This window comes from Pusillimonas noertemannii (assembly GCF_003096595.1).
Taxonomy (GTDB): Bacteria; Pseudomonadota; Gammaproteobacteria; order Burkholderiales; family Burkholderiaceae_B; genus Pusillimonas; species Pusillimonas noertemannii.
Window position 1 is genome coordinate 51,640 of record NZ_QEKO01000007.1, and the last position, 26,593, is coordinate 78,232.

Below are 26,593 nucleotides of genomic sequence, written 5' to 3' on the forward strand. Positions count from 1 at the left end.
GAGCCTTGCGGCGAATGGCCGCGCGGCAACAGGCCGCCGGCCGATCAAAGGGCATCTGCGGAAATCAGATGCGCATTGGCATGACAACGTACTTGAACTGGTCGTCGTCGGGGGTGGTGAGGAGCGCCGAGGCGTTCACGTCGGGTTGTACCGACCACCGGACCTTTTCGGTCTTGACGTTTGCCAGGACGTCGAGCAGGTAGCTGACGTTGAAACCGACGTCCAGCGGCTCGTGGCTGTAGTCGATGTCGATTTCTTCCAGCGCCTCTTCCTGTTCTGCGTTGGATGAGGTTATTTTAAGCTGGTTGTCGGAAAGCTGGATGCGGACACCCTTGAGCTTATCGGTGGTAAGAATGGCGGCGCGCTGCAGGCTGCCCTGCAGAATTTCGCGGTCGACCAGGAAATGCCGCGTGTAATTGGTGGGAATGACACGCGTGAAGTCGGGGAACTTGCCCTCGACGAGCTTGGAGACGAGCTCTACGTCGCCGAAGCGGAAGCGGATCTGGCCCGGCGCCACGTCGATGCTGACCGGGTCGTCGGTTTCGGCCAGCAGGCGCTGCATTTCAAGAACCGTTTTACGCGGAACGATGACGTCGTGCTTGTTTTCGATGCCCTCGACCGCGGTGCCGCTATGGGCCAGGCGGTGGCCGTCGGTGGCCACGGCGCGCACCCAGCCCGGCTCGAACACGAACAGCAGGCCGTTCAGGTAATAGCGGATGTCTTGCTGGGCCATCGAGAAATGCACCATGTTGAACAGGTGCTTGAGGGTTTTCTGCGGCAGCGTGAAAGAGACGTCCCATTTCTCGGGCTGGGCCAGGGTGGGGAATTCGTCGGGCGCCAGGGTTTGCAAGGCAAAGCGGCTTTTGCCCGCCTGCACGGTAAGCTTGCCCGAGGCAAGCGCCAGCTTGACTTCACCCGAATCGGGCAGGGCGCGCAGAATGTCGAGCAGCTTGCGCGCCGCAACCGTGGTCGATTCGTTGGAATCGCCCAGGCCGAACTGTGCATGCGTGGTGATCTGGACTTCGAGGTCGGTGGCGATAAAGGCAACTTCCTGGCCCTGCTTGCGCAGCAGGATATTGGCCAGAATGGGCAACGTATTTCTTCTTTCGACTATTCCCGCCACCGTGGACAACGGTTTCAACAAGGCGTCGCGAGTCGTTTGTACGAGTTGCATGGTTATCCTTTTAAGGTTTGTTCTAGTACGTGTAAAGCGTGATTGAGTTCAGTTTGCTTGGAACGCGCATCGGAAATCTTGCGTACAGCGTGCAGCACGGTGGTGTGGTCGCGGCCGCCGAACAGGTCGCCGATTTCGGGCAGGCTTTTTTGGGTGAGCTCTTTGGCCAGGTACATGGCGATTTGCCTGGGCAATGCAATATTGGCTGGCCGACGTTTCGAATACATGTCGGCAACCTTGATCTTGTAGAAATCGGCCACCGTCTTCTGGATGTTCTCGACCGTGATCTGGCCGTTTGAAACCGAAAGCAGGTCTTTGAGGGCGTCTTTGCAGACTTCGACGGTAAGCACCTCGCGCCCGTGGAATCGAGCGTAGGCCGATACCTTGCGCAGCGCGCCCTCGAGTTCGCGCACATTGCTGCGCAGATGCTTGGCAATGAAGAAGGCCACCTCTTCAGGCATGGTTACGCCCTCGGTTTCGGCCTTGCGCAGCAAAATGGCCACGCGCATTTCGAGCTCGGGCGGCTCGATGGCCACGGTAAGGCCCGAATCGAAGCGCGAAATGAGGCGGCTGTCGATGTTGGACAGCTCTTTGGGGTAGGTGTCGGAGGTGATGATGATTTGCTTGCGCTGCGCCACCATGGCCTCGAAGGCGTAGAAGAATTCTTCCTGGGTGCGATTCTTGCCGGCAAAGAACTGGATGTCGTCGATCAGCAGCAGGTCGAGCGAATGGTAATACCGCTTGAATTCATCGAACGCCTTGCGCTGGTAGGCCTTGACCACGTCCGACACGTACTGGTCGGCATGCACGTAGCGAACGCGGGTGCCCTTGCCGCTTTGCAGCAGGGCATTGCCGATGGCATGGATGAGGTGGGTCTTGCCCAGGCCCACGCCGCCATACAGAAACAGCGGGTTGTACGAGACCCCGGGGTTTTCGGCCACCTGCAGGGCGGCGGCGCGCGCCAGCTGGTTGGCCTTGCCCGTTACGAAGTTGTCGAAGCGCAGTTCGGTGTTAAGGCGCGAGCGGTCATGGACGACGTCGGCCACGGCGGCGGAAGCAGCCTGTTGCGGCGCAACAGGCTCAGGCGCCTGTGCTTCGGCACCGGCGGCAGCAGGCACGGCTTGCACGGCAAGCGGCGCAGCCGCCGGACGGGCGCCCACGGCACCCCCCGCGGCCAGTTCGAACGCCACCTGCACGGGACGCTCGTACCATTCGCTGGCCAGGATTTCAATTTGATGCGAAAAATTCTTGCGTACCCAATCGAGCTTGAATCGATTGGGGGCGGACACACGCAACACCGCCTGCGTTTCGTCGAACGCAAGCGGGATCAGAGGGCGTATCCATGCACTGATTTGCTGCGGAGGTAGGTCTTGCTCCAGACGCTGAACGCAAGTCTGCCAAAATTCTTTCATGTCCACCACTTGAGTAAACCTCGATTCTACCCTGTTGGAGGCCAAGTTATCCACAAGCCGGGACATCTTCGCCACCCCGGCAACCACCTGGATATTTGACTGAAACCCAATAATCTGTTGAAATAGTGGGCTTATTGCGATTTTTGATTACCCGATCTTTATAGAGCAGGGTTTCCAATAAACAATAAACAACGCGCAATTAATAACGCGCAACCTACGCGGGCTAGGCCTTCAGGGCGTAACGCAAGTAAACCTGGTGCCGGCCCAGTTGGGTTTGATCCCATTACGGGTTACCCAGCCGCTATTTTTCGATTTTCATTGCCTGCCCGCCAAACACCTTGCGCGGCAAGCCTTTTGAGTTCTTACCCATGAAACGCACTTTCCAGCCTTCCGTTACGCGCCGCAAGCGCACCCATGGTTTTCTCGTTCGCATGAAGACTCGCGGCGGCCGCGCGGTAATCAACGCTCGCCGTGCCAAGGGCCGCAAGCGCCTCGCCGTTTAAGCGCCCGCCGGCTTTCCCTGAAAGCCGCGAATGCCAGCTCATGCGTGCCACGCTCAGTCCGGCGGCGCGCCTGCACCGCCCCTCTGAATACGCCGCCGCCCTGAAAGGCCGGCGCGTTGCCAGAGGGGCGTTGCTTGTGGTGTCGACGCCCCGGGAACAGCCCGGCCAAGAGGCAGAGGCGCGGCTCGGAATGATTATAGCCAAGCGGTTTGCAGCCAGAGCTGTTACGCGCAATGCCATCAAGCGGGTCATACGCGAGGCCTTTCGCCAGCGGCGCCACGATCTGCCGCAGCGCGATTTTGTCTTCCGCCTGCACAGCCGGGTAGCGCCCCAATCGCTGACTCAGCTCAAGAAGCAATTGCGCGCCGAGGCCGATGCCCTGCTCGACAAGGTGCGGACGCCATGATCAAGGCCCTGCTCATCGCGCCCATACGCTTTTACCGGTATTTCATCAGCCCGTGGGTGGGCCACAACTGCCGTTTTACCCCCACATGCTCGGTCTATACCATTGAAGCCATCGAAACACATGGCGCCCTGAAGGGCCTCTGGCTGGGCATGCGCAGGCTGGGCCGATGCCACCCGTGGTCGCCGGGCGGATGCGACCCCGTACCGGGCACCGAGCACCGGCATTCCTGAACCACGCCCGCCGGCATCGCGGCAGTCAAGGTTATTTCAGCCGGCCTACGTTAAACTAACGAGCTTTTGCTTCGCTTGAACCCCAATCTACAGGCGCTATGGATATCCGACGCACCATCCTCTGGATGATTTTCTCTTTCTCGCTCTTGCTGCTCTGGAACAACTGGCAGGTCTACAATGGCAAGCCCTCGCTGTTCACCGGCGCAACCCAGAGCCAGAGCACGGAACCGGCCACCACCGCCGCCAACGGTTCAGCGGCCGCAGAGAGCCAAGGCCATGTGCCCGAGGGCATTCCCGCCCCCGCGGGCTCGTCCACGGCTCCGGCGGCGCCAGCCCAGCAAGAGCCGGCCGCAGCCGTTGCCGCCGAGCAAATCAATATCAGCACCGACGTCTACAACCTGGTCTTCAGCACCCAGGGCGCACAGCTGGTGCGGGCCGAGCTGCTGAAGTTCGGCGACGAAGAAGACCCCACCAAGCCCATGGTGCTGCTGGACAACGAAGCCAGCTCGACCTACCTGGCCCAGACCGGCATCGTCGGCGCGCCGCAGGGTTCCAGCTTTCCCACCCACCTGACCCCGTTTCGTCTGACCTCCACCGAAAAATCGCTTACCGGCGATACGCTCGATGTGGTCTTTGAAGCCGAGGCGGGCGGCGTCAAGGTCATCAAGACCTATACCCTGCATCGCGGCCGCTACGACATTCAAGTGCGGCACGAAGTCCACAACCAGGGCGACGCGCCGATTTCCCCCTCGGTCTACCTGCAGCTTACGCGCGACGGCAACGATCCGCCCAATACTTCCTTCTTCTACAACACGTTCACCGGCCCGGCCGTGTACAGCTCCGAGCACAAGTACCAGAAGGTCAAGTTCTCGGACATCGAAAAGAACAAGGCCTCGTACGTCAAGCAGGCGGACGACGGCTGGGTGGCCATGGTCCAGCATTACTTTGCCGCGGCCTGGGTGCCTGTGGAAGAGCGTGCGCGCCACAATGAGATTCTGCGCGTGTCCGACAATCTGTATTCCGTGCGCACCATACAGCAGATCGGCACCATACAGCCCGGCGAGCAGCAAACCATACAGTCCAAGCTGTGGCTGGGGCCGCAAGACCAGCAAGCCATGCAGGCCGTCGCTCCGGGCCTGGACGTGGTCGTCGACTATGGCTTCCTGACCATCATCGCCAAGCCTTTGTTCAAGCTGATGACCTGGATACACGGCTTCCTGGGCAACTGGGGCTGGACCATCGTGGTGCTTACCCTGCTGATCAAGCTGGTGTTCTACCCGCTGTCGGCGGCCAGCTACCGCTCGATGGCCAAGATGAAGCTGGTCACCCCGCGCCTGCAGGCCCTGCGCGAGAAATTCGGCGACGACCGGGCCAAGCTCAACGCCGCCATGATGGAGATGTACCGCACCGAGAAGATCAACCCCCTGGGCGGCTGCCTGCCCATGGTGGTGCAGATTCCGGTGTTCATCTCTTTGTACTGGGTGCTGCTGGGCAGCGTCGAGATGCGCGGCGCCCCGTGGATACTGTGGATCCACGACCTGGCCGCGCCTGATTCCTGGTTCATTCTGCCCGCCATCATGATGGGCACCATGTTCCTGCAGATCAAGCTCAACCCCACGCCGCCCGACCCCATGCAGGCGCGCATCATGATGATCATGCCGCTGGTGTTCGGCGGGATGATGTTCTTCTTCCCGGCCGGCCTGGTGCTGTACTGGTGCGTGAACAACGCCGTATCCATCGCCCAGCAGCGCTACATCATGCACAAGCTCGACAAGGAAACCAAAGCCGCCAAGCGCTAGAAGGAAATATGGGCCGGCGGCGCGCCGGTTCTGCTCTTTCATGCGCCCGCCAGGCGCGCCAACGCCCCTTGGGCCTTGCAACAACGCCGATCCATCAGGACTCGGCCTTTGCAAGCCCAAGGGGCTTTCTTTATGTACAGTTCGCAGTGCATACGGGGTCATATGGGATCGGCCCGGCCCGGGGCGCAGGGGTCCGTACCTCCTTTCCCTTTTCTTGGCGATTAATAGTTAAATACTATTTACCTGTTTTAATCAATTAATTTTATCTTTGATCTTCCCATCGATATACTCGCCTTGTGCCTTTCGCTTTCGCCTTCACGAAAGCACGCCTTGAAGCACTCGGTTTGAATCAGCACGCCTTGCGCGAGCGCAATAAGAGGAAAGATAAGATGAAAAAACTTACCACCGCTGCGGGCGCACCCGTAGCCGACAACCAGAACACCAAGACGGCCGGCCCGCGGGGCCCGGCCCTGCTGGAAGATGTCTGGCTGATCGAAAAACTCGCCCACTTCGACCGCGAAGTCATCCCCGAGCGCCGCATGCACGCCAAGGGCGCCGGCGCCTTCGGCACCTTCACCGTCACCAGGGACATCACCCAATACACCAAGGCCCGGATTTTTTCGGAAGTGGGCAAGCAGACGCCCATGCTGATACGCTTTTCGACCGTGGCCGGCGAGCGCGGCGCGGCCGACGCCGAACGCGATATTCGCGGCGTGGCCATGAAGTTCTATACCGAGCAAGGCAACTGGGATCTGGTCGGCAACAACACGCCGGTGTTCTTCTTTCGCGATCCCCTCAAGTTTCCCGACCTGAACCACGCCGTCAAGCGCGACCCGCGCACCGGCATGCGCAGCGCCCAGAACAACTGGGAATTCTGGACCGGCCTGCCCGAGGCCCTGCACCAGGTCACCATCGTCATGAGCGACCGCGGCATTCCCGTCGGCTTTCGCAACATGCACCTGTTCGGCAGCCATACATTCAGCTTCATCAACGCCGATAACGAGCGCTTCTGGGTCAAGTTCACCTTCAAGACCAAGCAAGGCATCAAGAACTACACCGACGCCGAGGCCGGCGCCGTCATCGCCGGCGATCGAGAAAGCTCGCAGCGCGACCTGTTCGAAGCCATTGAAAACGGCGACTTCCCGCGCTGGACGGCCTATGTGCAGATCATGCCCGAAAGCGAGGCCAATACCTATCGCATCAACCCCTTCGACCTGACCAAGGTCTGGCCGCATGGCGATTATCCGCTGATCGAATTCGGCGAAATCGAACTCAACCGCAACCCGGAGAACTTCTTCGCCGAGATCGAGCAAGCCGCCTTCACGCCCGCCAACGTCGTGCCGGGCATCGGCTTCTCGCCCGACAAGATGCTGCAGGCGCGCCTGTTCTCGTACGGCGACGCTCAACGCTACCGCCTGGGCGTCAATCACCACCAGATCCCGGTCAACGCGCCCAAATGTCCCTTCCACAGCTATCACCGCGATGGCGCCATGCGGGTCGACGGCAACCACGGCCGCATCACCGGCAATGAGCCCAATGCCCAGGGCGAATGGCAAGAACAGCCCGACTTCCGCGAGCCGCCGCTTGCCATCGACGGCGCCGCCGACCGCTGGGATCACCGCGTGGATGAAGACTACTTCTCGCAGCCAGGCAACCTCTTCCGCCTGATGAACGACGAACAGAAGCAGCAGTTGTTCGACAACACCGCGCGCGCCATAAGCGGCGTCACGCCAGAGATCCAGCAACGCCACATCGACCACTGCACCCAGGCAGATCCCGCCTACGGCGCAGGTGTCGCAGCGGCGATCAAGGCGCTGGGCTGATGCCGCGGGCCGGCTGTTCAAGCGCTCTTTTGGCCGGGGCTCGATGTCCGGCCACGTTCAAACGGCGGAGTGGCATTGAACAACGGTGAAACGTAGCAATAAATCACCTGCCAAGTTGGCTGTATAAAGGCGTGCCCACAAGGCGCGCCCTTTTTACGGTGCCAGCACTTACCCGACCACTATCCCCACGTTCCAAGCAAAAAAATGCAGTCTGGCAAGCGGCGGGCTGCGCGCGCCCACTGTGCTCGGGGGGATGTGGCATTATTGAGGGGCCCGAAACTAGAACTTGGCCAGACGGTCGAACCGGGCTTTGCGGCCATTGGCCGCTTTATAGCTTTACATATTCCCAGCACACATCCTCAATCAAGCCATGGCCGCTTCATCGTCCCAACCCATTGCAGCCATCGCCACCGCCCCCGGGCGCGGCGGCATCGGTGTCGTACGCATCTCGGGGCCCGATCTGGCCCCCATCGTCAAGCGGCTATTCCACGCGCCGCTGACGCCACGACACGCCCATTACCTGCCCTTCAACGACGCCCAGGGCCAGCCTATCGACGCCGGCATCGTGCTGTTCTTCCAGGCGCCCCATTCCTACACCGGCGAAGACGTGCTCGAGCTTCAAGGGCACGGCGGGCCGGCCGTACTGCGCCGCCTGCTGGAGCATTGCCTGGAGGCCGGCCGCGAGTTCGGCCTGCGCCACGCGCAGCCCGGCGAGTTCACCCAGCGCGCCTTCCTGAACGAACGCCTTGACCTGGCCCAGGCCGAGGCCGTTGCCGACCTTATCGACGCCTCGTCCGAAGCCGCCGCGCGCAGCGCCATGGCCTCGCTCAGCGGCGCCTTTTCTGAGCGCGTCAACGCCCTCAACGACCGTATCGTGCATTTGCGCATGCTGGTCGAGGCCACGCTTGATTTCCCCGAAGAAGAAATCGACTTCCTCGAAAAATACCAGGCCCGCGACACCCTTGACGACATACGCCGGCAACTGGCCGAGCTCGTTCGCCAGGCCCGCCAGGGCATGATCCTGCGCGAAGGCCTGCACGTGGTTCTGGCCGGCCAGCCCAATGTCGGCAAGTCCAGCCTGCTCAACGCCCTGGCCGGCGACGAAGTCGCCATCGTCACCCCCATCGCCGGCACCACCCGCGACAAGGTCGTGCAGCAGATCCACATCGAAGGCGTGCCCTTGCACATCGTCGACACCGCCGGTCTCCGCGAAACCGAAGACACGGTCGAAAGCATAGGCATCGCCCGCACCTGGGCCGAGATCGAAAAAGCCAACGTCATCATCCATCTCAAGGATGCGCGCGACCCGGCTGGCGAACTGGACACAGCCATCAAGCAGCGGCTGCCCGCGCGCACGCCAGTGCTCGAGGTGCACAACAAGATGGATCTGTTGCCGGATGGCGCCACGACGAAGCCGGGGATATATGAAGAAGCGGTAAGACAAGCGGCTGTGGAGGGAGGCATGCCAAAGATGGATGATGACGGCTCTACTGCCGGCGAATCCCGGACAAGCCGTTTACAGGCAGTGGAGCATGCAGAAGCCGACTCAAACGGACAACTCCGACACGAGCCCGGCGTGTCAGTGCTGGCCATCTCCGCCAAGACCGGCATCGGTCTGGACGACCTGCGCCGAAAGCTGCTCGACATCGCCGGCTGGAACCCCGGCGCCGAATCCCCGTGGCTGGCCCGCGAACGCCACCTGGTGGCCCTGCGCAACGCAGCCGAACACCTGGACGCCGCCGACGAGCACGCCAGCCACGCCGACAATGTGCTCGACCTGTTCGCCGAAGAGCTGCGGCTGGCCCATGAAGACCTGTGCGCCATTACCGGGCAGTTCACCAGCGACGACCTGCTGGGCGAGATTTTTTCGAGTTTTTGTATTGGGAAGTGAGGTGGGGTCTATGGACGTCCATTGATAGCACGGACGGCTGTTCAAGCACCTGGACGAACCAGCCTTCGCCATTTAACAACCCATTTGCACCCATTCCGACAAACTAGGCGGCGCCCCCGGGCTTCCCCCACTTGCGCTCCCCATCATTTTATTTATAATCAATAATAGTTATGTTTTATAACTATTATTCGAGAGCCCTTTTTTCATGAGCAAACCCGCCCACTCTCCCCTGCTTGAAGTCAAATTCACCGGTGCCATCGCCCAGGTCGGCATCAATCGCCCCAAAAAGCGCAACGCCCTGAACGACGACCTGGTCAAGGCCATCAAAAACTGTTTCGAAACCATGCCCGAAACGGTCAAGGCCATTGTCTTGTACGGCATCGGCGAGCATTTTTGCGCCGGGCTCGACCTGTCCGAGGTTTCGGCGCACACCGTGCCCCAGTCTGTCATGCATTCGCGCGGCTGGCATGCGGCGTTCGAGCAGATCCAGTTCGGCCGGGCCCCGGTCATTGCGGTGCTGCACGGCGCGGTGGTGGGCGGCGGGCTGGAATTGGCCTCGGCGGCTCACGTGCGCGTGGCAGAGGAATCCAGCTTCTATGCCTTGCCCGAAGGCAAGCGCGGCCTGTTCGTGGGCGGCGGCGGGTCGGTGCGCATCACGCGCCTGATCGGCGTTTCACGCATGACCGACATGATGCTTACCGGGCGTGTGCTCGACGCGCAAGAAGGCCATCAGGCAGGCATATCGCATTATTCGGTGGGCGTGGGCCAAGGCCTGGCCAAGGCGCTGGAACTGGCCGAGAACATCGCCAGCAACGCGTCCATGACCAACTACGGGGTCATGCATCTGCTGCCGCGCATCGCAGACCAGTCCATCCACGACGGCCTGGCCACAGAATCGCTGATGGCGGCCGTGGCCCAGACCGATCCGGCCACGCTCGACCTGCTGGCCCAATTCCTGGAAGGCAAGAAGAACAAGGTGAAGTTCAAGCCCTGATCAGCCCGCAAAAGGCGAGGGGCCCGCGTTCGCATGTGGCTCGGGTTCCAGGCGGACGCTCAATGACTGCAAGCATCGACCATATACCGACTAGGGGGAACCATGGACATTCAAGGACAAAGCGCGCTCGTGACGGGCGGCGCATCGGGACTGGGCGCTGAAACCGTGCGCCAGCTGGCGGCGGCCGGCGCTAAAGTGGCAATACTGGACCTGAACGAACAGGCCGCCCAAGAGCTTGCCAAAGAGGTGGGCGGCGTTGCCCTGGTCTGCGACATCACCAATACCGATAGCGTCGAAAAGGCGCTTGACGCCGCCGCCCAGGCCCACGGCCCGGCGCGCATTCTCGTCAATTGCGCAGGCATCGGCGGCGCCAAGCGCCTGGTGGGCAAAGACGGCAGCGCCATGCCCCTTGAACACTTCAGCCGCATCATCGATGTGAACCTGATCGGCACCTTCAATGTCATGCGCCTGGCGGCGGCCCGCATGCTGGCGCTCGATCCCCTCGACGAAGGCGAACGCGGCGTCATCATCTGCACATCGTCGGTAGCAGCATACGACGGGCAAATCGGCCAGGCGGCCTACTCGGCCTCGAAAGGCGCATTGGCATCGATGACACTGCCTCTGGCCCGCGATCTGGCGCAATTCGGCGTACGCGTCATGACGATCGCGCCCGGACTGTTCCTGACCCCTCTTCTTTATCAGCTGCCCGAAGAGGTCCAGCAATCGCTGGCTTCCACAATCCCGTTTCCAAAGCGCCTGGGCAAGCCCTCTGAGTTCGCCCAACTGGCCGTGCACATCGTGAGCAACCTTTCACTCAATGGCGAGGTCATCCGCCTGGATGGCGCACTGCGCCTGCCTCCTCGCTGATCCACAGGAATTTCCGTCATGTTCTCGTACCAGCCTCCGCTCAAGGACATCCGCTTCGTACTGTCCGAACTGCTCGATGCCTCGGCCACACTGTCGCAGCTTCCGACCTATGCCGAGGTGGACGACGAACTGACGATGCAGGTGGCCGAAGAAGCCGGCCGCTTTGCCAGCGAAGTACTGTTTCCCCTGAACGCGGTGGGCGACCGCGAAGGCTGCCGCTACGAAAACGGCGCGGTCACAACGCCACCCGGCTTTGCCGATGCCTACCGCCAGTTCCAGGAGGCCGGCTGGCCCGCGCTGGCCTGCGACCCTAACTACGGCGGCCAGGGCCTGCCCAACACGCTCAACAGCGTGCTGTACGAAATGCTGAGCTCGTGCAACCACGCCTGGACAATGTACCCGGGCCTGCTGCATGGCGCCTACGCCTGCCTGCACAAGCATGCCAGCGAAGAGCTCAAGCAGCGCTATCTGCCGCGCATCGTCAGCGGCGAATGGCTGGCCACCATGTGTCTGACAGAATCGCAGGCGGGCAGCGACCTGGGCCTGCTGCGCACCCGCGCCGTGCCCCAGGATGACGGCTCGGTGCGCATCACAGGAAGCAAGATATTCATTTCGGGCGGCGAACAAGACATCACCGAGAACATCGTTCACCTGGTGCTGGCGCGCCTGCCCGATGCACCGGCAGGCAGCAAGGGCATATCGCTTTTCCTGGTTCCCAAGTACCTGCCTGAAGGAGACGGCCTGGGCAAGCGCAACGCCGTTGCCTGCACAGGCCTGGAACACAAGATGGGCATACACGGCAGCGCCACCAGCAGCCTGCAGTTCGACGAGGCCGTGGGCTGGCTGGTGGGCGAACCCAACCGCGGCCTGGCCGCCATGTTCGTCATGATGAACGCCGCCCGCCTGGCCGTGGGCATACAGGGCCTGGGCAGCGCTGAAACCGCCTACCAGAACTCGCTGGCCTATGCCCAGGAACGCCTGCAGATGCGGGCCGCGGTGCGCCCGGCGCAGCGGCGCGGCGAGCCCGCCGACCCCATCGTCATGCATCCCGCCATGCAGCGGCTACTGATGAACCAGCGCGCCTATGTGGAAGGGTTCCGCATGCTTGCCTATCACAGCGCCCTGGCGCTGGACATGGCAGAACAGCACCCCGACGCCCAGGTGCGCGCCGACATGGACGCGCAACTGGCCCTGCTGACCCCCATCATCAAGTCGATGATGACGGATCAGGGCTTTTACGGCTCGAGCCAGGCGCTACAGATCTACGGCGGCCACGGCTTCATTACCGAGACGGGCATAGAACAATACCTGCGCGATTCGCGCATCGCCATGATCTACGAAGGCACAAACGAGATCCAGGCGGTCGACCTGCTGCTGCGCAAGATATTGGCCGACTCGGGCCAGCGCCTGAACCAGTTACTGGGGCAGGTCGAGGCGACGGCCGAACAGGAAGGCAAGGGCCCCATGCAAGGCCATGCCGAAGGCCTGGCAACCCTGGCCCGCGAAATACGCGACCGCGTGGAACGCATTGCCGCCGCGGCGCAAGCCAACCCCGAGCTGCCGCACCAGGTGGCCCCCGAAATGCTGCGTCTGGTGGGCCACTGCGTCATTGCCTGGTTCTGGCTGCGCGCGGCCGCCGTGGCGCGCAAGAATGCGTTCCAAGACCCCATCTTCTACCAGGCCAAGCAGGACACCGCCCGGTACTACTACGACTTCATCCTGCCGGAAACCACTCAGCAGCTCCAGATTGTGGACAACGTTCTTCGCAGCGCCGCGGAAGGCCGGCCGCTGCCACTGCTGTCTGATGTAATGCGCCAGTATGCCGAACCCGAAGACTGATCCACCTGCGGTTCAGCCGCAAAGCGAGCACATAGACCAGAGCCACTTGATTGGCTCGGTGGGATACTGCTGCCTGCAGGCCTATCTGGAGATCGTTCCGAACATACGCAAGCAACTGGCCAAGCTGCAATTACGGCCGGTCGAATACACCGTGTTGTCGCTGATCAACAGCAATCCCCTCATCAACCAGAAACGGCTGGGGCAAACAATAAGGGTGTCGCCGCCCAACCTGGCCACCCTGCTCGACCGGATGCAGTCCGACGGCCTGATCGACCGCCAGCGCAACCCGAATGACCGCCGTTCGCAGATTCTGGCCCTTACACCCAAAGGGCAGGAAACCTGCCGCAAGGCCGAGAACGTGGCCGCCAAGGCCGATATCACGCCCACGCTTACCGATGCGGAACGCGAGCAGCTGACGCGTCTGCTGATCAAGGTGTTTCATCCATAGATACGTGCCAGGACACGTCCGGCCAAGCCGTAACATCCATATGCATGATGCGGGTATTGTCGTCAGCATCACCACATTTTGCTGCGAATTGTGGCCAAATGCGGTTATGCTTTGCCTACATGCATTTAGTTCAAAAGCTTCCCGACAACCCGCTGGACATCATCGGCGACATCCACGGAGAACTCTCCGCCCTGGTCCGCTTGCTGCAGCAACTGGGCTATGACGCCCAGGGGCGGCATCCGCAGCAGCGCCAACTCGTCTTCGTCGGCGACCTCATCGACCGCGGCCCTGACAGCCACGGCGTGGTCCAGCTCGTTCAGAAGCTGGTCGAGGCGGGCAACGCCCGCTGCATATTGGGCAATCATGAAATCAACCTGCTGATCGATGACGTCAAGGACGGTTCGGGCTGGTTTTTTGATGAACGCCATCAGCAAGACCTCAAGAACTATGCGCCGTTCAAACGCACCCCGCCCGCGCAGCGCCAGGCTTTCAAGGATTTTCTGGGCAGCCTGCCTGTTGCACTGGTGCGGGACGACATCCGCATCGTCCACGCGGCATGGACGACGGCGGCCATAGAGGCGGTGGAATCGGTAACCCTGGGCACGGTCACCGAGCAATACAAGATGTGGGACTATGCCGCCCAGACCACGGCCCGCGCCTCGGGCCTGTATGAACGCTATCTGGGCGAGAAAGAACGGTGGGCGGCCGAACTCGAAGACGAAAGCCGGCCCCCGCCCTTCTTGTATTCCATTGCCGAATACGAGGCCACCCAGCAGATGATCAATCCGCTGAAGGTATTGACCTCGGGCGTTGAGGTCCAGGCCGAAACGCCCTTCTTTGCCGGCAACAGGTGGCGGTTTTCAGACCGGGTGAGCTGGTGGGACGACTACGACGAGCCCGTGCCTGTGGTGATCGGTCATTACTGGCGCCTGATCAAGCCGATGAACAGCGCGAACATGCCCCGCTATACACAGCTGTTCAAGGACATCGCCCCCAATGCCTGGCATGGCAGGCGCCACAATGTGTTTTGCATCGACTATTCGGTGGGTGCCCGGTGGCGAGACAGAAAGGCCAGCCGCTCGGTGGAGCAATCGCGCTTCAGGCTGGCTGCGCTGCAATGGCCCGAGAACCGGCTTGTGTTCGATTCTGGGGAGACAGTGGCCACTATCTAGGTTGCGAACCAGTCATTGCTTACGGACGCGCTGCGGGTGTGTCCTTAATTGCTGCGGTTTCTTTTTGCCTTCCTTAGCTACGCTGCGAGCTGATGGAAGGCTTTTTTGTTTTCTTTTTGGACGGCGTTATTTAGCTGCGTTGAGGGCTAAAGGGACGCTTTTTTTGTGTTCTTGAAACGCTGTGGAGGCAATAAGTATTTATGCCGGGCGGTCGGGCGGTTTGTGGCAGCGCCCTCCAACGCCCAGCATAAATACTTATTGCCCCCACAGCTTATGTTGGGATGTTTGGGCGAGCATTCCATACCAGCAGCTTCCCAGATTCAATGCGAACCCCTAATCAGAAATCAGAAGTTGTTGGCCTGACGCCTGATGATATTGAACCGGAGGAGCAACTGCTGGGTTACCCCTTCTGCTGCATGACGACCTCTCTTTCAGGCCGGTTTTCTACTATTTTACAAATAGACACAATATTTCCAGCCTGTGGATAACTACTTGATCGGTGGATTGTGAACAAGCTGTGGATGCCTGGGGAATAAGTGCGCCCTTTTTCTATTCCGCCAAAATTATCCAGAAACCGTCCTCGGTAAAACAGAGGGTTATCAGACTTTGGAACCGACCCTAAATGCTTGTTTTCACTCTGGTTTACCAGGATATGCCAGTTATCCACAAACACCCATTACCACCACCAATTTTAAATATAAAAAGCTATGAACAAACAAAACCTCCACCCTTGCCAGCCGCCTTCACCCAGGTATCCAAAACAAAATCCCCGCCGTATACTGCATCCGGTCGAGATACAGCGGCTCAGCGCAAAGCGTTCTCAAATGCGGGCAAGGCGTTCGATGGCCTGATCGAGCGTTTTGTCTTCTTTGGCAAAGCACAGTCTGATCAAGCCGTGGTTGGATTCTTGTGCTTTGGGGGCGTTGTAAAAGGCGCTGACCGGAATCGCGGTTACCCCGTGTTCGAGGGTCAACCAGCGTGCGAATTCCAGTTCGGAAAGGCTGGAAACCGCGCTGTAGTCAGCCAGCAGAAAAAACGTTCCTTCGCTGGGAAGGGGGCGGAAAGAGGTTTTTTCCAGGTTGCTTGAAAGATAATCGCGGCGTTTTTCATAAAACGCCGAAAGTTGGGTATAGGGAAGCGGGTTGGCCACATATTGGGCCAAAGCCATTTGAAATGGGCTGCTCACCGTAAATACGGTGAATTGATGTACTTTACGAATTTCGGCCATGATCGCGGCAGTTGCCGTGCAATAGCCGACTTTCCAGCCTGTTATGTGATAGGTTTTGCCAAAAGAGGAGATCACAACAGCTTTTTCAGCCAGAATTGGCCGGCTGGCTGCGCTAAGGTGTTTGCGCCCATCGAATGTGATGTGTTCATAGACTTCATCGCACAGCAACAAGATGCCGTGTTTTTCCACCAATGTTTCCAGGGCGTCCAGGTCGGCTTCTGACAGCACAATTCCGGTGGGGTTATGCGGAAAGTTCAGTACCAGCATGCGGGTGCGCTTTGTAATGGCGGCCTCGACGCGTTGCCAGTCAACCGAGTAAGAAGGTTTTGATGCGCTGGGCGGGTTCATTGAAACCACTACCGGTATGCCGCCGGCAAGCTGAATGCCGGGAATGTAAAGATCGTAGAACGGCTCGATTACGATTACCTCATCGCCCGGATGAACCAAAGCCAGCAAGCTGGACATCAGCGCCTCGGTGGCGCCGCTGGTCACGGTAATTTCGCTTGATTCGTCATAGCGATGGCCGTACAACGAGAATATTTTTTCGCCGATACGCTGGCGCAGCGCAGGTACGCCGGCCATGGCGGGATATTGATTATGACCGGCATGCATGGCCTGGTTGACCAGCTCGAGCAATACCGGGTCGGGCGAGAAATCGGGAAAGCCCTGACCCAGGTTTACGGCATTGTGGTCCAGAGCCAGCTGGCTCATGATGGTGAATATGTTTGTGCCAACGTTGGGCAGGCGCGAAGTCAGGCTCATGATGAACGTTTTGTCGAGGGTGATGGATGCTTTTCAATATGCCTATCGTCGCATGGAACGAGGCACCATGATGAAAAAGTGCGACATAGGGGAAAACTAGTATTTGTGAAAGTAAGCGGCTGTGGTTATTCTTGCCGTTGCATTTGTAAACCAAGCTGTACGCGCGGTTCTGTACCAGGTGGCTGCTTTGCTTTCGTTGGTGTGGGCGTTCTTGGTTTTATGCATTTCTTTCATTTTTAGGACGCTACACATGGCTCAGAAGGGCAAAGTTAAATGGTTCAACGCCGACAAGGGTTTTGGCTTTATCACTCCCGACGATGGTGGTACTGATGTTTTTGCACACTTTTCGGCAATCGAGGGCCGTGGCTACCGCAGCCTGAACGAAGGCCAGGAAGTCGAGTACGAAGTCAAAGACGGCCCTAAAGGCCCGCAAGCAGCAGAAATTCGCGCACTGTAACAGCAAGATCTTATCTGCTTGGCCCACCTGTGGTGGGCTTTTGCTGACGCCCCACGCATTTTATGCGGGGGCGTTTTTGTATGTGCATTAATATTTACTGCATGTTCTTATAGCGCCAGAGCTAGTTATACACAATTCCTATAGATCCTCTTGCGCCCGTCATCCATAGGGTCTGGATGGATTTCCAGTAGCGGGTTCCAGCCTTGCCTTGCACCGCCGTTTACCATCAAATTGGTATTCTCCAAGGGGAAATCCCATTTTGGCGCATATTAGCTATTACCTTCTTTGGGTAATCTATGCGCCTTCTTGTCTGGCATGCTGAACGTTTTGCGTGTTAGTTGCTCACAAAGTTATCCACAGAACGAGAATGTTGATAGGCATGCTAAGTAAAGTGCGCCGGTATTTGGTTTGATAAGCCAGAATGTGGCGCTGTATGTATAAGATGGAAAGCTCAGAGTTGGGAGCGATTCTTGTTTCAGTAGTAAGACAGAAGATTGCGCATGTCTTAAAGAGCCCGCAGTTTTTAATTTTCGGCAAATGGAATCTTTATCATCATTCTCGATATTTTCTATCAAGCACAACGACGCCAAGGTTTGAAGAATTGCGCCCTGCTCAGTATGGGGTTGGACTTGTATGCCGCGCAAAGGCACTGAATGCATGAACGCGTGATGGGCTGTAGGTGAATATGCCTGGCTGCGTCCAGCTATATCTTGTGCTTAGATAAATTTCCTAGGCTAAATGGCCAGAAAGTTTTAGTTTGAACTTTATCTGCCGCAGCGCTTTGTTCGGTGGCCCTCTCTAGCAGCGTTTCAGTACTTCTTGCTATTCGTTGAGGTTTATATGTTCAGCGCACTATGGATTATTTTTATCTCATGGTTTATCGAGCTCTCGAGGCCACTCGTTGTTTCACGTGGAACATTATGAGGGTTCGGGGTATGGTGTTTCAAACCGGATTCGCATCGTAGATGGGCTTCTTCCATAAAGCATGTCACGAACCCTGATCTTGTGAACTAAAGACGAGACGCTCGGAACGGGATTGACCTGGCTCTGCTTTCTCTTCCAGATAGAACTATACGTATTGGGATATCTGAGTTCTGAGCAGTCGAGACCTTGTAGAAGGCAGTAGCGGAGTTGATGTTTCACGTGAAACATTCGATTTTCACTCCACTCGTCTCTAACATGAACCAGTTACCGTTTCTCAAGGCGTGACTGTTAGAATCGAAAATAGTGAAGTTCGAATCTCCTAGCCCTTTTCAAGCGGAGCATCTTTATTGCGCTGGCTTTGATTAGTCAACCGCCTGAATAACACCCACCATAGTTTCAATAGCCCAAGAAACAATATCATTCGTTGTTTCACGTGAAACAGGCGAGGGTCGCAAGTATAATCGGCTTTTCTCCACATATTTCTCCAGAAAATGATTTACCCCGACGAATTCGACGTCATTGTGGTCGGTGGCGGCCATGCGGGTACGGAGGCAGCTTTAGCTGCAGCGCGTACCGGAGCCTCGACCCTATTGCTGACCCACAATATGGAAACCCTGGGTCAGATGTCGTGCAACCCTTCCATAGGGGGAATAGGGAAAGGGCATCTGGTGAAAGAGGTGGATGCCCTGGGCGGCGCAATGGCCTACGCCACTGATCAGGCAGGCATACAGTTCAGGATACTGAACAGGTCCAAGGGTCCAGCTGTCCGAGCAACCCGCGCGCAAGCTGATCGTTCCCTATACCGGCGCGCCATCAGGCAGGTTCTGCAGAACCAACCCAATCTCATGATTTTCCAGCAAGCGGTAGATGACCTTATGCTGGAAGGCGACCGAGTGGTGGGTGCGGTAACCCAGGTGGGTTTGAAGTTTCGTGGTCGCACCGTGGTGTTGACTGCGGGCACATTCTTGAATGGCCTTATCCATGTTGGCTTGAATCACTATTCTGCCGGGCGCGCAGGCGACCCCCCGGCTATTTCGCTGGGCCAGCGATTGAAAGAATTGAAGCTGCCTCAAGGGCGATTGAAGACCGGGACACCACCGCGCATCGATTCCCGCACTATTGATTTCTCTCGCACCGAGGTGCAGCCAGGTGATCTGGATCCCGTCCCCGTTTTTTCTTTCATGGGAAACGCAGGCCTTCATCCCAGGCAGCTACCCTGCTGGATCACCAACACCAATGAACGTACGCATGACATCGTGCGCTCTGGCCTCGATCGTTCGCCCATGTATAGCGATCAGGGCGAGATCGAGGGCATAGGGCCCCGCTATTGCCCTTCCATCGAGGACAAGATTCATCGCTTTGCCGACAAATCCAGCCATCAAATATTTCTGGAACCCGAGGGCCTTACCACCAACGAAATCTATCCAAATGGGGTTTCCACAAGTCTGCCGTTTGATATCCAGTTGGCTTTGGTACGGTCGTTGCCGGGCCTGGAAAATGCCATTATTACCCGGCCGGGCTACGCGATTGAATATGATTATTTTGATCCACGTGAATTGAAGTCATCACTGGAAACAAGGGCAATACAGGGCTTGTTTTTCGCGGGCCAGATCAATGGCACCACAGGTTACGAAGAGGCGGCAGCGCAAGGCCTGTTGGCCGGCCTGAATGCCGCGCGCCAGTCAAAAGGGCTTGAATTCTGGTCGCCCGCGCGCAGTGAAGCTTACTTGGGTGTACTGGTAGACGACCTGATCACCCGGGGTGTTACCGAACCCTATCGCATGTTCACTTCCCGAGCAGAATATCGTCTTAGCCTGCGGGAAGACAATGCCGATCTGCGGCTTACCGAAATAGGCCGTCAGCTGGGCCTGGTGGACGACAAGCGGTGGGATGCTTTCAATAGAAAGCGGGACGCCCTTGAAGCCGAAATCCAACGTCTCAAGTCCACCTGGGTGAATCCCACGATTCTTGCCAAGGAAGCGGCAACCGCCTTGCTGGGGAAAGCATTGGAACGTGAGTACTCACTATTCGATTTATTGAAGCGGCCCGAGGTGTCCTACGAGCGGCTCATGAGCTTCGAAGCGGCAGAAGGCGAACTGCTGGCGGGCCCCGGGGTAGAAGACGAAGCGGTCGCCGAACAGGTAGAGATTCAGGTCAAGTACGCGGGTTATGTCGCCCGTCAGCAAGAGGACGTAAAGCGCCAGGCTGCCCAAGAGGGACAGGCCATACCTGAAGATCTTGATTACGACGCCATCCAGAGCCTGTCCATCGAAGTAAGGCAGCGGCTCAAGGCGGCGCATCCGGAAACCATAGGCCAGGCAAGCCGCATTTCGGGTGTGACGCCGGCGGCCATTTCGCTGTTGCTGATCCATATAAAGCGATACCAGCATGGCCGACGGGCTGCGTAATGGCCCAGGCAAACTTGGAACAGCAGCTTGCCCAGGCGGTGCAGCAACTTGAAGTCGACCTGTCGCCGCAGCGCCAGGCCTTGCTGCTGCAGTACCTGGCACAGATGCAGCGCTGGAACAGAACATACAACCTGACGGCTATACGCGACGCCGGGCAGATGCTGGTGCAGCACGTGGTCGACAGCCTGGCGGTCGTAGCGCCATTGCAAAAGGCCTTGCAGGGCCGCGAAGGCGCTACCATTGTCGACGTCGGCTCGGGCGGGGGCTTGCCCGGAGTGGTCATCGCGGTGGCCTGCCCGCACTGGACGGTCCATTGTGTCGACGCGGTGGAAAAGAAAATAGCCTTCGTGCGCCAGATGTCGGGTGTGCTGGGCCTGGCCAACCTGCATGCGGTTCATGGCCGCGTCGAAGCCATGCCGCCGCTGCAGGCCGATGTCGTGGTTTCCCGGGCCTTTGCATCGCTGCTCGATTTTGCGACACTAGCCGGCGGGCATGCTCGCCCGGACGGCATGCTGATGGCCATGAAAGGCCGTCATCCCGAAGAAGAAATTACCGCCTTGCAGTCGCAGGGAAACTGGCGGGTGAAATCGGTGCAGCAGCTTCAGGTGCCAGGCCTGGATGCGCAGCGCTGCCTGGTATGGTTGGAACCCGCCGATACTAACAGTACCGTTGCATAAGTACGCAAATAGCTGGCCGTCAAGGAATCGCATGAACCACAATAACGCCGCCGACATCGTCAAGGTGTTCTGCATCGCCAATCAGAAGGGGGGGGTGGGCAAGACCACCACAGCCATCAACCTGGCCGCCGCGCTGGCCGCGCTTGATAAAAAGGTTCTGCTGATCGATCTCGATCCGCAAGGCAATGCCACCATGGGCAGCGGCGTCGACAAGAACGCGGTCCAAAGCAATCTGTACCAGGTTCTGCTCGACGAGGCCACTATCGCCTCGGCGCGCGTGCGGTCGGAAAGCGGCGGCTACGACGTGCTGCCCGCCAATCGCGAGCTCTCTGGAGCCGAGATCGATCTCATCCAGATGGAAGAGCGCGAGATGCAGCTCAAGCGCGCCATCGCACAGGTCATTGACGACTACGACTTCATCCTCATCGACTGCCCGCCCACGCTTTCTTTGCTTACCCTCAATGGCCTGGCATCGGCCGATGGCGTCATCATTCCCATGCAGTGCGAGTACTTTGCGCTGGAAGGCCTTTCCGACCTGGTCAACACGATCAAGCGGGTGCATAACAACATCAACCCCGGGCTGCGTGTAATCGGCCTGCTTCGGGTCATGTTCGATGCTCGCGTCACGCTGCAGCAGCAAGTGTCGGCGCAGATCGAATCGCATTTTGGCGACCGCGTCTTCCAGACCGTCGTGCCGCGCAATGTCAGGCTGGCCGAGGCGCCCAGCCATGGCATGCCCGGCACCGTCTACGACAAAAGCTCCCGCGGCGCCAAGGCATATATCGAATTCGGCGAAGAACTGATCAAGCGGGTAAAGAAAGAGACGCTGCGCTCGATCGCGCGGCCTCCCAAACTGGACAACTTGTAAGGACACATCATGGCGACGAAAAAACCCAAAGGACTGGGCCGAGGCCTCGATGCCTTGCTTGGGGCGGATGCCGGGGTCATCGGCACGCTGGGCAACAAGGCCGAGGCTCCCGAAGCCCAATTGCCCACCAAGCTTAGCGTCAAGTCCCTGAAGGCGGGCAAATACCAGCCGCGTACCCGAATGGACGAGGGCGCGCTCGGCGAGCTTGCCGAATCCATACGCACCCAGGGCATCATGCAGCCCATTCTGGTGCGTCCGCTTGGCCAGGCCGGCAGCTACGAAATCATTGCCGGCGAGCGCCGCTTCCGTGCCGCGCAGTTGGCCGGCCTTAGCGAAGTGCCCGTGCTGGTCCGAGAGGTGGCCGATGAAAACGCGGCCGTCATGGCCCTTATCGAGAACATCCAGCGCGAAGACCTCAACCCGCTCGAAGAGGCCCACGGCGTCAAGCGGCTGCTCGACGAGTTCGGGCTTACCCACGAACAGGCCTCGCAGGCCATAGGGCGGTCGCGCTCGGCCACCAGCAATCTTTTGCGCCTGCTCAACCTGACCGAGCCCGTGCAAACCATGCTTCTGGCCGGCGACATCGACATGGGCCATGCGCGCGCCCTGCTGGCCACGGAAGCGGCCCAGCAGATACTGCTGGCCAACGAAATCATCGCGCGGCGCCTTTCGGTGCGTGAAACAGAAAAACTGGTCAGTCGCCAGCTGCGCGAACTGGACGGCTCTGCCCCATCGGGCCGCAGCGCCCGCACGGCTCCGTCGGGCGATGCCAAGCGGCTCGAGCAGGCTTTGTCCGATCACCTGGGCACCCGCGTAAGTCTGAAGGTGGGCGCGCGCAACCGTGGCCAACTGGTCATCGACTTTCACGACTGGGAACACCTGAACGCCTTGCTCGAGCGCCAGGGCCTGGCCAGCGTCATGGATGCCTGAAGACGTGCTGCCCCGCATCGCCGTACTGACCACGGGGGGGACCATTGCGGGGCTTCCCGCAGAAGGCCTGAGCTATCGTGCCGGCTCGCTCCCGGCCCAGCGCCTGCTCGAGTCGGTGCCCCAGGCAGCCAAGTGGGCGCGGCTTTCGGTCGAAGCCGTTGCCGAAGTCGGCAGCCAGGATGTCGATCATGCCTTGTGGCGCACTCTGGCGGCGCGGGTGCGCGCCTTGATGGACGACGGCCAGGTTGATGGCATTGTCATCACCCACGGCACCGACACTCTGGAAGAAACCGCATTCTTCCTTCATATGGCCGTGCAGGCGAACAAGCCCGTCGTCCTTACAGGCGCCATGCGCCCGGCGCACATGCCGGGCGCGGACGGGCCCGCCAATCTGCTCGACGCAATCGCCGCCGCCTGCAGCCCCGCGGCGCGCCCTTTGGGCGTGTGCGTGCTGATGAACCAGACCTTGTACGACGCCGTAGAAGTGCAGAAAGCGCGCGCCGAGGGCCTTGACGCCTTCTCGTGCCGCAATCATGGCCCTTTGGGCCGGGTCTCGGGACATCAGCTTGCCTTGCATCCGGGCGCTGGGCAGGGCAATCCGGCGTGGCGCGGCGCCTTTGCCGACGACAGCCGCCTCGACGCATGGCCCCGGGTGCACATCCTGTACGCCCATGCGGGCATGGATGCCGCGCTGCTGGACGCCATGCTTGCAACCAGGCCTGACGGCATTGTGGTGGCGGGCGTGGGCAACGGCAATGCTTCCGCGCCGACGTGGCGACGGCTGCAGGCCGCGGCAAGCGAAGGGGTTGCTGTAGTCAGGGCAAGCAGAACCCCGGCAGGCCAGGTATGGCCGGGTGTCGAAGTGGACGACGAGCAGCTGGGCTTCATCGCCGCGGGCGGCCTTAGCCCCCAGAAGGCACGCGTGCTGCTTCTGTTGGCCCTGCAGCGGCGGGACAACACCCGCCAGCTTAAAGCACATTTTCTGGGCATTTGACAAGCCCCAGAAAAAAGCTCATAATTCGTGGTTCTCTTTTGGTGGGATGCCCGAGTGGTTAAAGGGGGCAGACTGTAAATCTGTTGGCCTTGCGCCTACGTTGGTTCGAATCCAACTCCCACCACCAGAGCTTACCCGCATGCGCTGTCGGGCGAGAAGAACGGAATCCCCACGCGGGTGTAGCTCAATGGTAGAGCAGAAGCCTTCCAAGCTTACGACGAGGGTTCGATTCCCTTCACCCGCTCCAGGTTTTTCAAGGCTCGCTTTTTGGCAGGGCAACCTGCAAAAAGGCGGGTTTTTTACGGTAAAGAAGTACGCCCATGTGGCTCAGTGGTAGAGCACTCCCTTGGTAAGGGAGAGGTCACGCGTTCGATCCGCGTCATGGGCACCACTCACCTCATTCATTTTCGTTGCTTAATTCCACAGTCAGGAGTCAGCCATGGCAAAAGGTAAGTTTGAGCGGACCAAACCGCACGTAAACGTAGGAACGATTGGCCACGTTGACCACGGCAAGACGACGCTGACGGCGGCGATCACGACGGTGCTGGCCAAGGAATTTGGTTCGGGCGAGGCCAAGGGCTACGACCAGATCGACGCAGCGCCCGAAGAGAAAGCGCGCGGCATCACGATCAACACCTCGCACGTGGAATACGAGACGGCAGCGCGCCACTACGCGCACGTTGACTGCCCGGGCCACGCCGACTACGTCAAGAACATGATTACGGGCGCCGCGCAAATGGACGGCGCCATTCTGGTGGTGTCGGCCGCTGACGGCCCCATGCCCCAGACGCGCGAGCACATTCTGCTGTCGCGCCAGGTGGGCGTGCCGTACATCATCGTGTTCCTGAACAAGGCCGACATGGTCGACGATGAAGAGCTGCTCGAGCTGGTCGAGATGGAAGTGCGCGAGCTGCTGTCCAAGTACGACTTTCCGGGCGACGATACGCCGATCGTGAAGGGTTCGGCCAAGCTGGCGCTGGAAGGCGACGACGGCCCCCTGGGCAAGCAAGCCATTTTGCAGCTGGCCGAGGCGCTCGATTCGTACATCCCCACGCCTGAGCGTGCGGTCGATGGCACGTTCCTGATGCCTGTGGAAGACGTGTTCTCGATCTCGGGTCGCGGCACGGTGGTCACGGGCCGTATCGAGCGCGGCATCATCAAGGTGGGCGAAGAAATCGAGATCGTGGGCATCAAGGACACGGTCAAGACCACCTGCACGGGCGTGGAAATGTTCCGCAAGCTGCTCGATCAGGGCCAGGCCGGTGACAACGTGGGTATCTTGCTTCGCGGCACCAAGCGCGAAGACGTCGAGCGCGGCCAGGTGCTGGCCAAGCCCGGCTCGATCAACCCGCACACCGAGTTCACGGCCGAGGTGTACATTCTGTCCAAAGAAGAAGGTGGCCGTCATACGCCGTTCTTCCAGGGCTATCGTCCGCAGTTTTACTTCCGTACGACGGACGTGACCGGCACGATCAAGCTGCCTGCGGACAAAGAGATGGTGCTGCCCGGTGACAACGTCTCGATGGAAGTGACGCTGATCGCGCCGATCGCCATGGAAGAGGGCCTGCGTTTCGCCATTCGCGAAGGCGGCCGTACCGTGGGCGCCGGCGTGGTGGCTAAAATCATCAAGTAAGTCTTAAAATGCAACAAACGGACGGGGCCGGCGCCTCGTCCGGGTAGTAAACGGGCCCTGCATCGCACCCTGTCGCTGCGCGGAGCCCTTCAGCAGGTTATAGGGGTATAGCTCAATTGGCAGAGCGTCGGTCTCCAAAACCGAAGGTTGTAGGTTCGATTCCTACTGCCCCTGCCATCATCGCCGCGGCAAAGCAGGCCGCAATAGCAGCGAGGTCACTCGCCCGGATATGTCGAACACCAGCGTAGAAACCGTTAGCAGCACCGTAGACCGCCTCAAGCTGGGTCTCGCGGTGCTCGTCATCATTGCCGGCATCGTCGCGTTTTCGGTGCTCGACGACCAGCCCACCGTGGCGCGGGTCGGCATATTCATCGGCAGCGTCATCGTGGCCGCGCTCATTGCGTGGTTCAGCGAACCCGGCCGGCGCAGCATCGGCTACTTGCGCGACTCGTACAACGAAGTCAAGCGGGTCGTCTGGCCCACGCGCAAAGAAGCCACCCAGATGACTGCCATCGTGTTTGCCTTCGTTGCGGTCATGGGCCTGTTTCTGTGGCTTGTCGACAAAACCCTGGGCTGGGTCATCTATGGCCTGCTGCTGGGCTGGAGATAAAGGGCACACATGAGCAAGCGTTGGTATGTCGTCCACGTCTATTCGGGCATGGAAAAAAGTGTGCACAAGGCGCTCCTCGAACGCATAGAGCGTGCCGGGTTGCAGACGTCCTTTGGCCGCATACTGGTTCCCTCCGAAGAAGTCGTAGAGGTCAAGGGCGGTAAAAAGTCCATCACCGAGCGTCGCATCTTCCCCGGCTACGTGCTGGTCGAGATGGACCTCACCGATGAAACCTGGCACCTCGTCAAGAACACCAACCGGGTCACGGGCTTTCTGGGCGGCTCGGGCAATCGTCCCGCGCCCATCTCCGACCGCGAGGTCGAGAAAATCCTCTCCCAAATGGAAGAGGGCGTCGAAAAGCCTCGTCCCAAGATTCTCTTCGAAGTGGGCGAGATGGTCCGCGTCAAAGAAGGTCCGTTCGCCGATTTCAACGGCAACGTCGAAGATGTCAACTACGAGAAAAGCAAGGTGCGCGTGTCCGTGACCATTTTTGGCCGGGCCACCCCTGTCGAACTCGATTTCGGTCAGGTCGAAAAAACCTGAT

23 protein-coding genes and 4 tRNA genes are annotated in these 26,593 nt (G+C 59.5%); 24 read left to right on the top strand and 3 right to left on the bottom strand.

The annotated features are described in order from the left end of the window. Positions 1 to 64 precede the first annotated feature (64 nt). Both dnaN and dnaA read right to left on the bottom strand, forming a co-directional pair. Complete coding sequence (dnaN, locus tag C7440_RS17240; protein WP_116519372.1) at positions 65 to 1,174, bottom strand: DNA polymerase III subunit beta; 1,110 nt, start codon at positions 1,172 to 1,174, stop codon at positions 65 to 67. A 2-nt stretch (positions 1,175 to 1,176) separates the two neighbouring features. Beyond that, positions 1,177 to 2,586, bottom strand: coding sequence for a chromosomal replication initiator protein DnaA (gene dnaA, locus C7440_RS17245; protein WP_017523014.1), 1,410 nt, complete (start codon positions 2,584 to 2,586; stop codon positions 1,177 to 1,179). A gap of 368 nt (positions 2,587 to 2,954) precedes the next feature. On the opposite strand from dnaA, the gene rpmH reads away from it, so the two are divergent. The 11 genes from rpmH (at position 2,955) to C7440_RS17300 (ending at position 14,558) form a co-directional block, all read left to right on the top strand. After that, complete coding sequence (gene rpmH / locus C7440_RS17250; protein WP_013521800.1) at positions 2,955 to 3,089, top strand: 50S ribosomal protein L34; 135 nt, start codon at positions 2,955 to 2,957, stop codon at positions 3,087 to 3,089. A gap of 40 nt (positions 3,090 to 3,129) precedes the next feature. Continuing rightward, positions 3,130 to 3,495, top strand: coding sequence for a ribonuclease P protein component (rnpA, locus tag C7440_RS17255; protein ID WP_017523013.1), 366 nt, complete (start codon positions 3,130 to 3,132; stop codon positions 3,493 to 3,495). Then, entirely contained in the window at positions 3,492 to 3,725 is a 234-nt protein-coding gene (gene yidD / locus C7440_RS17260) for a membrane protein insertion efficiency factor YidD (RefSeq protein WP_017523012.1), read from the top strand. The genes rnpA and yidD overlap by 4 nt, the downstream gene beginning before the upstream one ends. A 98-nt stretch (positions 3,726 to 3,823) precedes the next feature. Continuing rightward, positions 3,824 to 5,524, top strand: a complete 1,701-nt coding sequence (gene yidC / locus C7440_RS17265; RefSeq protein WP_116519373.1) for a membrane protein insertase YidC — start codon at positions 3,824 to 3,826, stop codon at positions 5,522 to 5,524. A gap of 389 nt (positions 5,525 to 5,913) precedes the next feature. After that, positions 5,914 to 7,347: a catalase gene (locus tag C7440_RS17270; protein WP_116519374.1), complete on the top strand. Its 1,434-nt coding sequence runs from the start codon at positions 5,914 to 5,916 to the stop codon at positions 7,345 to 7,347. 370 nt (positions 7,348 to 7,717) lie between these two features. Further along, positions 7,718 to 9,238 carry a tRNA uridine-5-carboxymethylaminomethyl(34) synthesis GTPase MnmE gene (gene mnmE, locus C7440_RS17275; RefSeq protein WP_116519375.1) on the top strand — a complete coding sequence of 507 codons (1,521 nt, stop codon included), beginning with the start codon at positions 7,718 to 7,720 and terminating at the stop codon, positions 9,236 to 9,238. Positions 9,239 to 9,443: 205 nt separating this feature from the next. Then, complete coding sequence (locus C7440_RS17280) at positions 9,444 to 10,232, top strand: crotonase/enoyl-CoA hydratase family protein (protein WP_017523008.1); 789 nt, start codon at positions 9,444 to 9,446, stop codon at positions 10,230 to 10,232. Between the two features lie 102 nt (positions 10,233 to 10,334). Next, positions 10,335 to 11,099 carry an SDR family NAD(P)-dependent oxidoreductase gene (locus C7440_RS17285; protein WP_017523007.1) on the top strand — a complete coding sequence of 255 codons (765 nt, stop codon included), beginning with the start codon at positions 10,335 to 10,337 and terminating at the stop codon, positions 11,097 to 11,099. Positions 11,100 to 11,117: 18 nt separating this feature from the next. After that, positions 11,118 to 12,938, top strand: coding sequence for an acyl-CoA dehydrogenase C-terminal domain-containing protein (locus C7440_RS17290; protein ID WP_017523006.1), 1,821 nt, complete (start codon positions 11,118 to 11,120; stop codon positions 12,936 to 12,938). Beyond that, positions 12,919 to 13,386 carry a MarR family winged helix-turn-helix transcriptional regulator gene (locus C7440_RS17295; protein ID WP_051019202.1) on the top strand — a complete coding sequence of 156 codons (468 nt, stop codon included), beginning with the start codon at positions 12,919 to 12,921 and terminating at the stop codon, positions 13,384 to 13,386. The genes C7440_RS17290 and C7440_RS17295 overlap by 20 nt, the downstream gene beginning before the upstream one ends. Before the next feature lie 119 nt (positions 13,387 to 13,505). After that, positions 13,506 to 14,558, top strand: coding sequence for a metallophosphoesterase (locus C7440_RS17300; protein WP_017523004.1), 1,053 nt, complete (start codon positions 13,506 to 13,508; stop codon positions 14,556 to 14,558). An 820-nt stretch (positions 14,559 to 15,378) separates the two neighbouring features. On the opposite strand, the gene C7440_RS17305 is transcribed toward C7440_RS17300, so the two are convergent. Further along, positions 15,379 to 16,548: a methionine aminotransferase gene (locus C7440_RS17305; protein WP_116519376.1), complete on the bottom strand. Its 1,170-nt coding sequence runs from the start codon at positions 16,546 to 16,548 to the stop codon at positions 15,379 to 15,381. Positions 16,549 to 16,798: 250 nt separating this feature from the next. Here C7440_RS17305 and cspE point away from each other — a divergent pair, with 250 nt between their 5' ends. The 13 genes from cspE to nusG all read left to right on the top strand — a co-directional run bounded on the left by cspE (position 16,799) and on the right by nusG (position 26,592). After that, positions 16,799 to 17,005, top strand: coding sequence for a transcription antiterminator/RNA stability regulator CspE (gene cspE / locus C7440_RS17310; RefSeq protein WP_017523001.1), 207 nt, complete (start codon positions 16,799 to 16,801; stop codon positions 17,003 to 17,005). Positions 17,006 to 18,420: 1,415 nt separating this feature from the next. After that, positions 18,421 to 20,337 carry a tRNA uridine-5-carboxymethylaminomethyl(34) synthesis enzyme MnmG gene (gene mnmG / locus C7440_RS17315; RefSeq protein WP_026067647.1) on the top strand — a complete coding sequence of 639 codons (1,917 nt, stop codon included), beginning with the start codon at positions 18,421 to 18,423 and terminating at the stop codon, positions 20,335 to 20,337. Next, entirely contained in the window at positions 20,337 to 21,014 is a 678-nt protein-coding gene (gene rsmG, locus C7440_RS17320) for a 16S rRNA (guanine(527)-N(7))-methyltransferase RsmG (protein ID WP_017522998.1), read from the top strand. The genes mnmG and rsmG overlap by 1 nt, the downstream gene beginning before the upstream one ends. 31 nt (positions 21,015 to 21,045) lie before the next feature. Then, entirely contained in the window at positions 21,046 to 21,882 is an 837-nt protein-coding gene (locus tag C7440_RS17325) for a ParA family protein (RefSeq protein ID WP_017522997.1), read from the top strand. Positions 21,883 to 21,891: 9 nt separating this feature from the next. Then, the gene (locus tag C7440_RS17330; RefSeq protein ID WP_017522996.1) at positions 21,892 to 22,812 is read left to right on the top strand and encodes a ParB/RepB/Spo0J family partition protein; all 921 of its coding nucleotides are present in this window, start codon (positions 21,892 to 21,894) and stop codon (positions 22,810 to 22,812) included. Next, a complete protein-coding gene (locus C7440_RS17335) occupies positions 22,805 to 23,806 on the top strand; it encodes an asparaginase (RefSeq protein WP_017522995.1) in 1,002 nt (333 codons plus the stop codon). Before C7440_RS17330 ends, C7440_RS17335 begins: the two co-directional genes overlap by 8 nt. A 40-nt stretch (positions 23,807 to 23,846) precedes the next feature. Beyond that, a tRNA-Tyr gene (locus tag C7440_RS17340) sits at positions 23,847 to 23,933 on the top strand. Between the two features lie 46 nt (positions 23,934 to 23,979). Further along, a tRNA-Gly gene (locus C7440_RS17345) sits at positions 23,980 to 24,053 on the top strand. A 69-nt stretch (positions 24,054 to 24,122) separates the two neighbouring features. Beyond that, positions 24,123 to 24,197: transfer RNA gene (locus tag C7440_RS17350), tRNA-Thr, on the top strand. A 48-nt stretch (positions 24,198 to 24,245) separates the two neighbouring features. Continuing rightward, positions 24,246 to 25,439: an elongation factor Tu gene (gene tuf / locus C7440_RS17355; RefSeq protein WP_017525503.1), complete on the top strand. Its 1,194-nt coding sequence runs from the start codon at positions 24,246 to 24,248 to the stop codon at positions 25,437 to 25,439. Positions 25,440 to 25,540: 101 nt separating this feature from the next. Then, positions 25,541 to 25,616 (top strand) — tRNA-Trp (locus tag C7440_RS17360). A 52-nt stretch (positions 25,617 to 25,668) separates the two neighbouring features. Then, on the top strand, positions 25,669 to 26,049 hold the full coding sequence (gene secE, locus C7440_RS17365; protein ID WP_017524623.1) for a preprotein translocase subunit SecE: 381 nt from the start codon (positions 25,669 to 25,671) through the stop codon (positions 26,047 to 26,049). Between the two features lie 9 nt (positions 26,050 to 26,058). Continuing rightward, entirely contained in the window at positions 26,059 to 26,592 is a 534-nt protein-coding gene (nusG, locus tag C7440_RS17370) for a transcription termination/antitermination protein NusG (protein ID WP_017524622.1), read from the top strand. Position 26,593 lies beyond the last annotated feature (1 nt).

What these genes read in the sequence shown, in the direction of transcription:
- dnaN (WP_116519372.1), bottom strand. Translation starts at nt 1,174, where the DNA reads ATGCAACTCGTACAAACGACTCGCGACGCCTTGTTGAAACCGTTGTCC.
- dnaA (WP_017523014.1), bottom strand. Translation starts at nt 2,586, where the DNA reads ATGAAAGAATTTTGGCAGACTTGCGTTCAGCGTCTGGAGCAAGACCTA.
- rpmH (WP_013521800.1), top strand. Translation starts at nt 2,955, where the DNA reads ATGAAACGCACTTTCCAGCCTTCCGTTACGCGCCGCAAGCGCACCCAT.
- rnpA (WP_017523013.1), top strand. Translation starts at nt 3,130, where the DNA reads ATGCGTGCCACGCTCAGTCCGGCGGCGCGCCTGCACCGCCCCTCTGAA.
- yidD (WP_017523012.1), top strand. Translation starts at nt 3,492, where the DNA reads ATGATCAAGGCCCTGCTCATCGCGCCCATACGCTTTTACCGGTATTTC.
- yidC (WP_116519373.1), top strand. Translation starts at nt 3,824, where the DNA reads ATGGATATCCGACGCACCATCCTCTGGATGATTTTCTCTTTCTCGCTC.
- C7440_RS17270 (WP_116519374.1), top strand. Translation starts at nt 5,914, where the DNA reads ATGAAAAAACTTACCACCGCTGCGGGCGCACCCGTAGCCGACAACCAG.
- mnmE (WP_116519375.1), top strand. Translation starts at nt 7,718, where the DNA reads ATGGCCGCTTCATCGTCCCAACCCATTGCAGCCATCGCCACCGCCCCC.
- C7440_RS17280 (WP_017523008.1), top strand. Translation starts at nt 9,444, where the DNA reads ATGAGCAAACCCGCCCACTCTCCCCTGCTTGAAGTCAAATTCACCGGT.
- C7440_RS17285 (WP_017523007.1), top strand. Translation starts at nt 10,335, where the DNA reads ATGGACATTCAAGGACAAAGCGCGCTCGTGACGGGCGGCGCATCGGGA.
- C7440_RS17290 (WP_017523006.1), top strand. Translation starts at nt 11,118, where the DNA reads ATGTTCTCGTACCAGCCTCCGCTCAAGGACATCCGCTTCGTACTGTCC.
- C7440_RS17295 (WP_051019202.1), top strand. Translation starts at nt 12,919, where the DNA reads ATGCCGAACCCGAAGACTGATCCACCTGCGGTTCAGCCGCAAAGCGAG.
- C7440_RS17300 (WP_017523004.1), top strand. Translation starts at nt 13,506, where the DNA reads ATGCATTTAGTTCAAAAGCTTCCCGACAACCCGCTGGACATCATCGGC.
- C7440_RS17305 (WP_116519376.1), bottom strand. Translation starts at nt 16,548, where the DNA reads ATGAGCCTGACTTCGCGCCTGCCCAACGTTGGCACAAACATATTCACC.
- cspE (WP_017523001.1), top strand. Translation starts at nt 16,799, where the DNA reads ATGGCTCAGAAGGGCAAAGTTAAATGGTTCAACGCCGACAAGGGTTTT.
- mnmG (WP_026067647.1), top strand. Translation starts at nt 18,421, where the DNA reads ATGATTTACCCCGACGAATTCGACGTCATTGTGGTCGGTGGCGGCCAT.
- rsmG (WP_017522998.1), top strand. Translation starts at nt 20,337, where the DNA reads ATGGCCCAGGCAAACTTGGAACAGCAGCTTGCCCAGGCGGTGCAGCAA.
- C7440_RS17325 (WP_017522997.1), top strand. Translation starts at nt 21,046, where the DNA reads ATGAACCACAATAACGCCGCCGACATCGTCAAGGTGTTCTGCATCGCC.
- C7440_RS17330 (WP_017522996.1), top strand. Translation starts at nt 21,892, where the DNA reads ATGGCGACGAAAAAACCCAAAGGACTGGGCCGAGGCCTCGATGCCTTG.
- C7440_RS17335 (WP_017522995.1), top strand. Translation starts at nt 22,805, where the DNA reads ATGCCTGAAGACGTGCTGCCCCGCATCGCCGTACTGACCACGGGGGGG.
- tuf (WP_017525503.1), top strand. Translation starts at nt 24,246, where the DNA reads ATGGCAAAAGGTAAGTTTGAGCGGACCAAACCGCACGTAAACGTAGGA.
- secE (WP_017524623.1), top strand. Translation starts at nt 25,669, where the DNA reads ATGTCGAACACCAGCGTAGAAACCGTTAGCAGCACCGTAGACCGCCTC.
- nusG (WP_017524622.1), top strand. Translation starts at nt 26,059, where the DNA reads ATGAGCAAGCGTTGGTATGTCGTCCACGTCTATTCGGGCATGGAAAAA.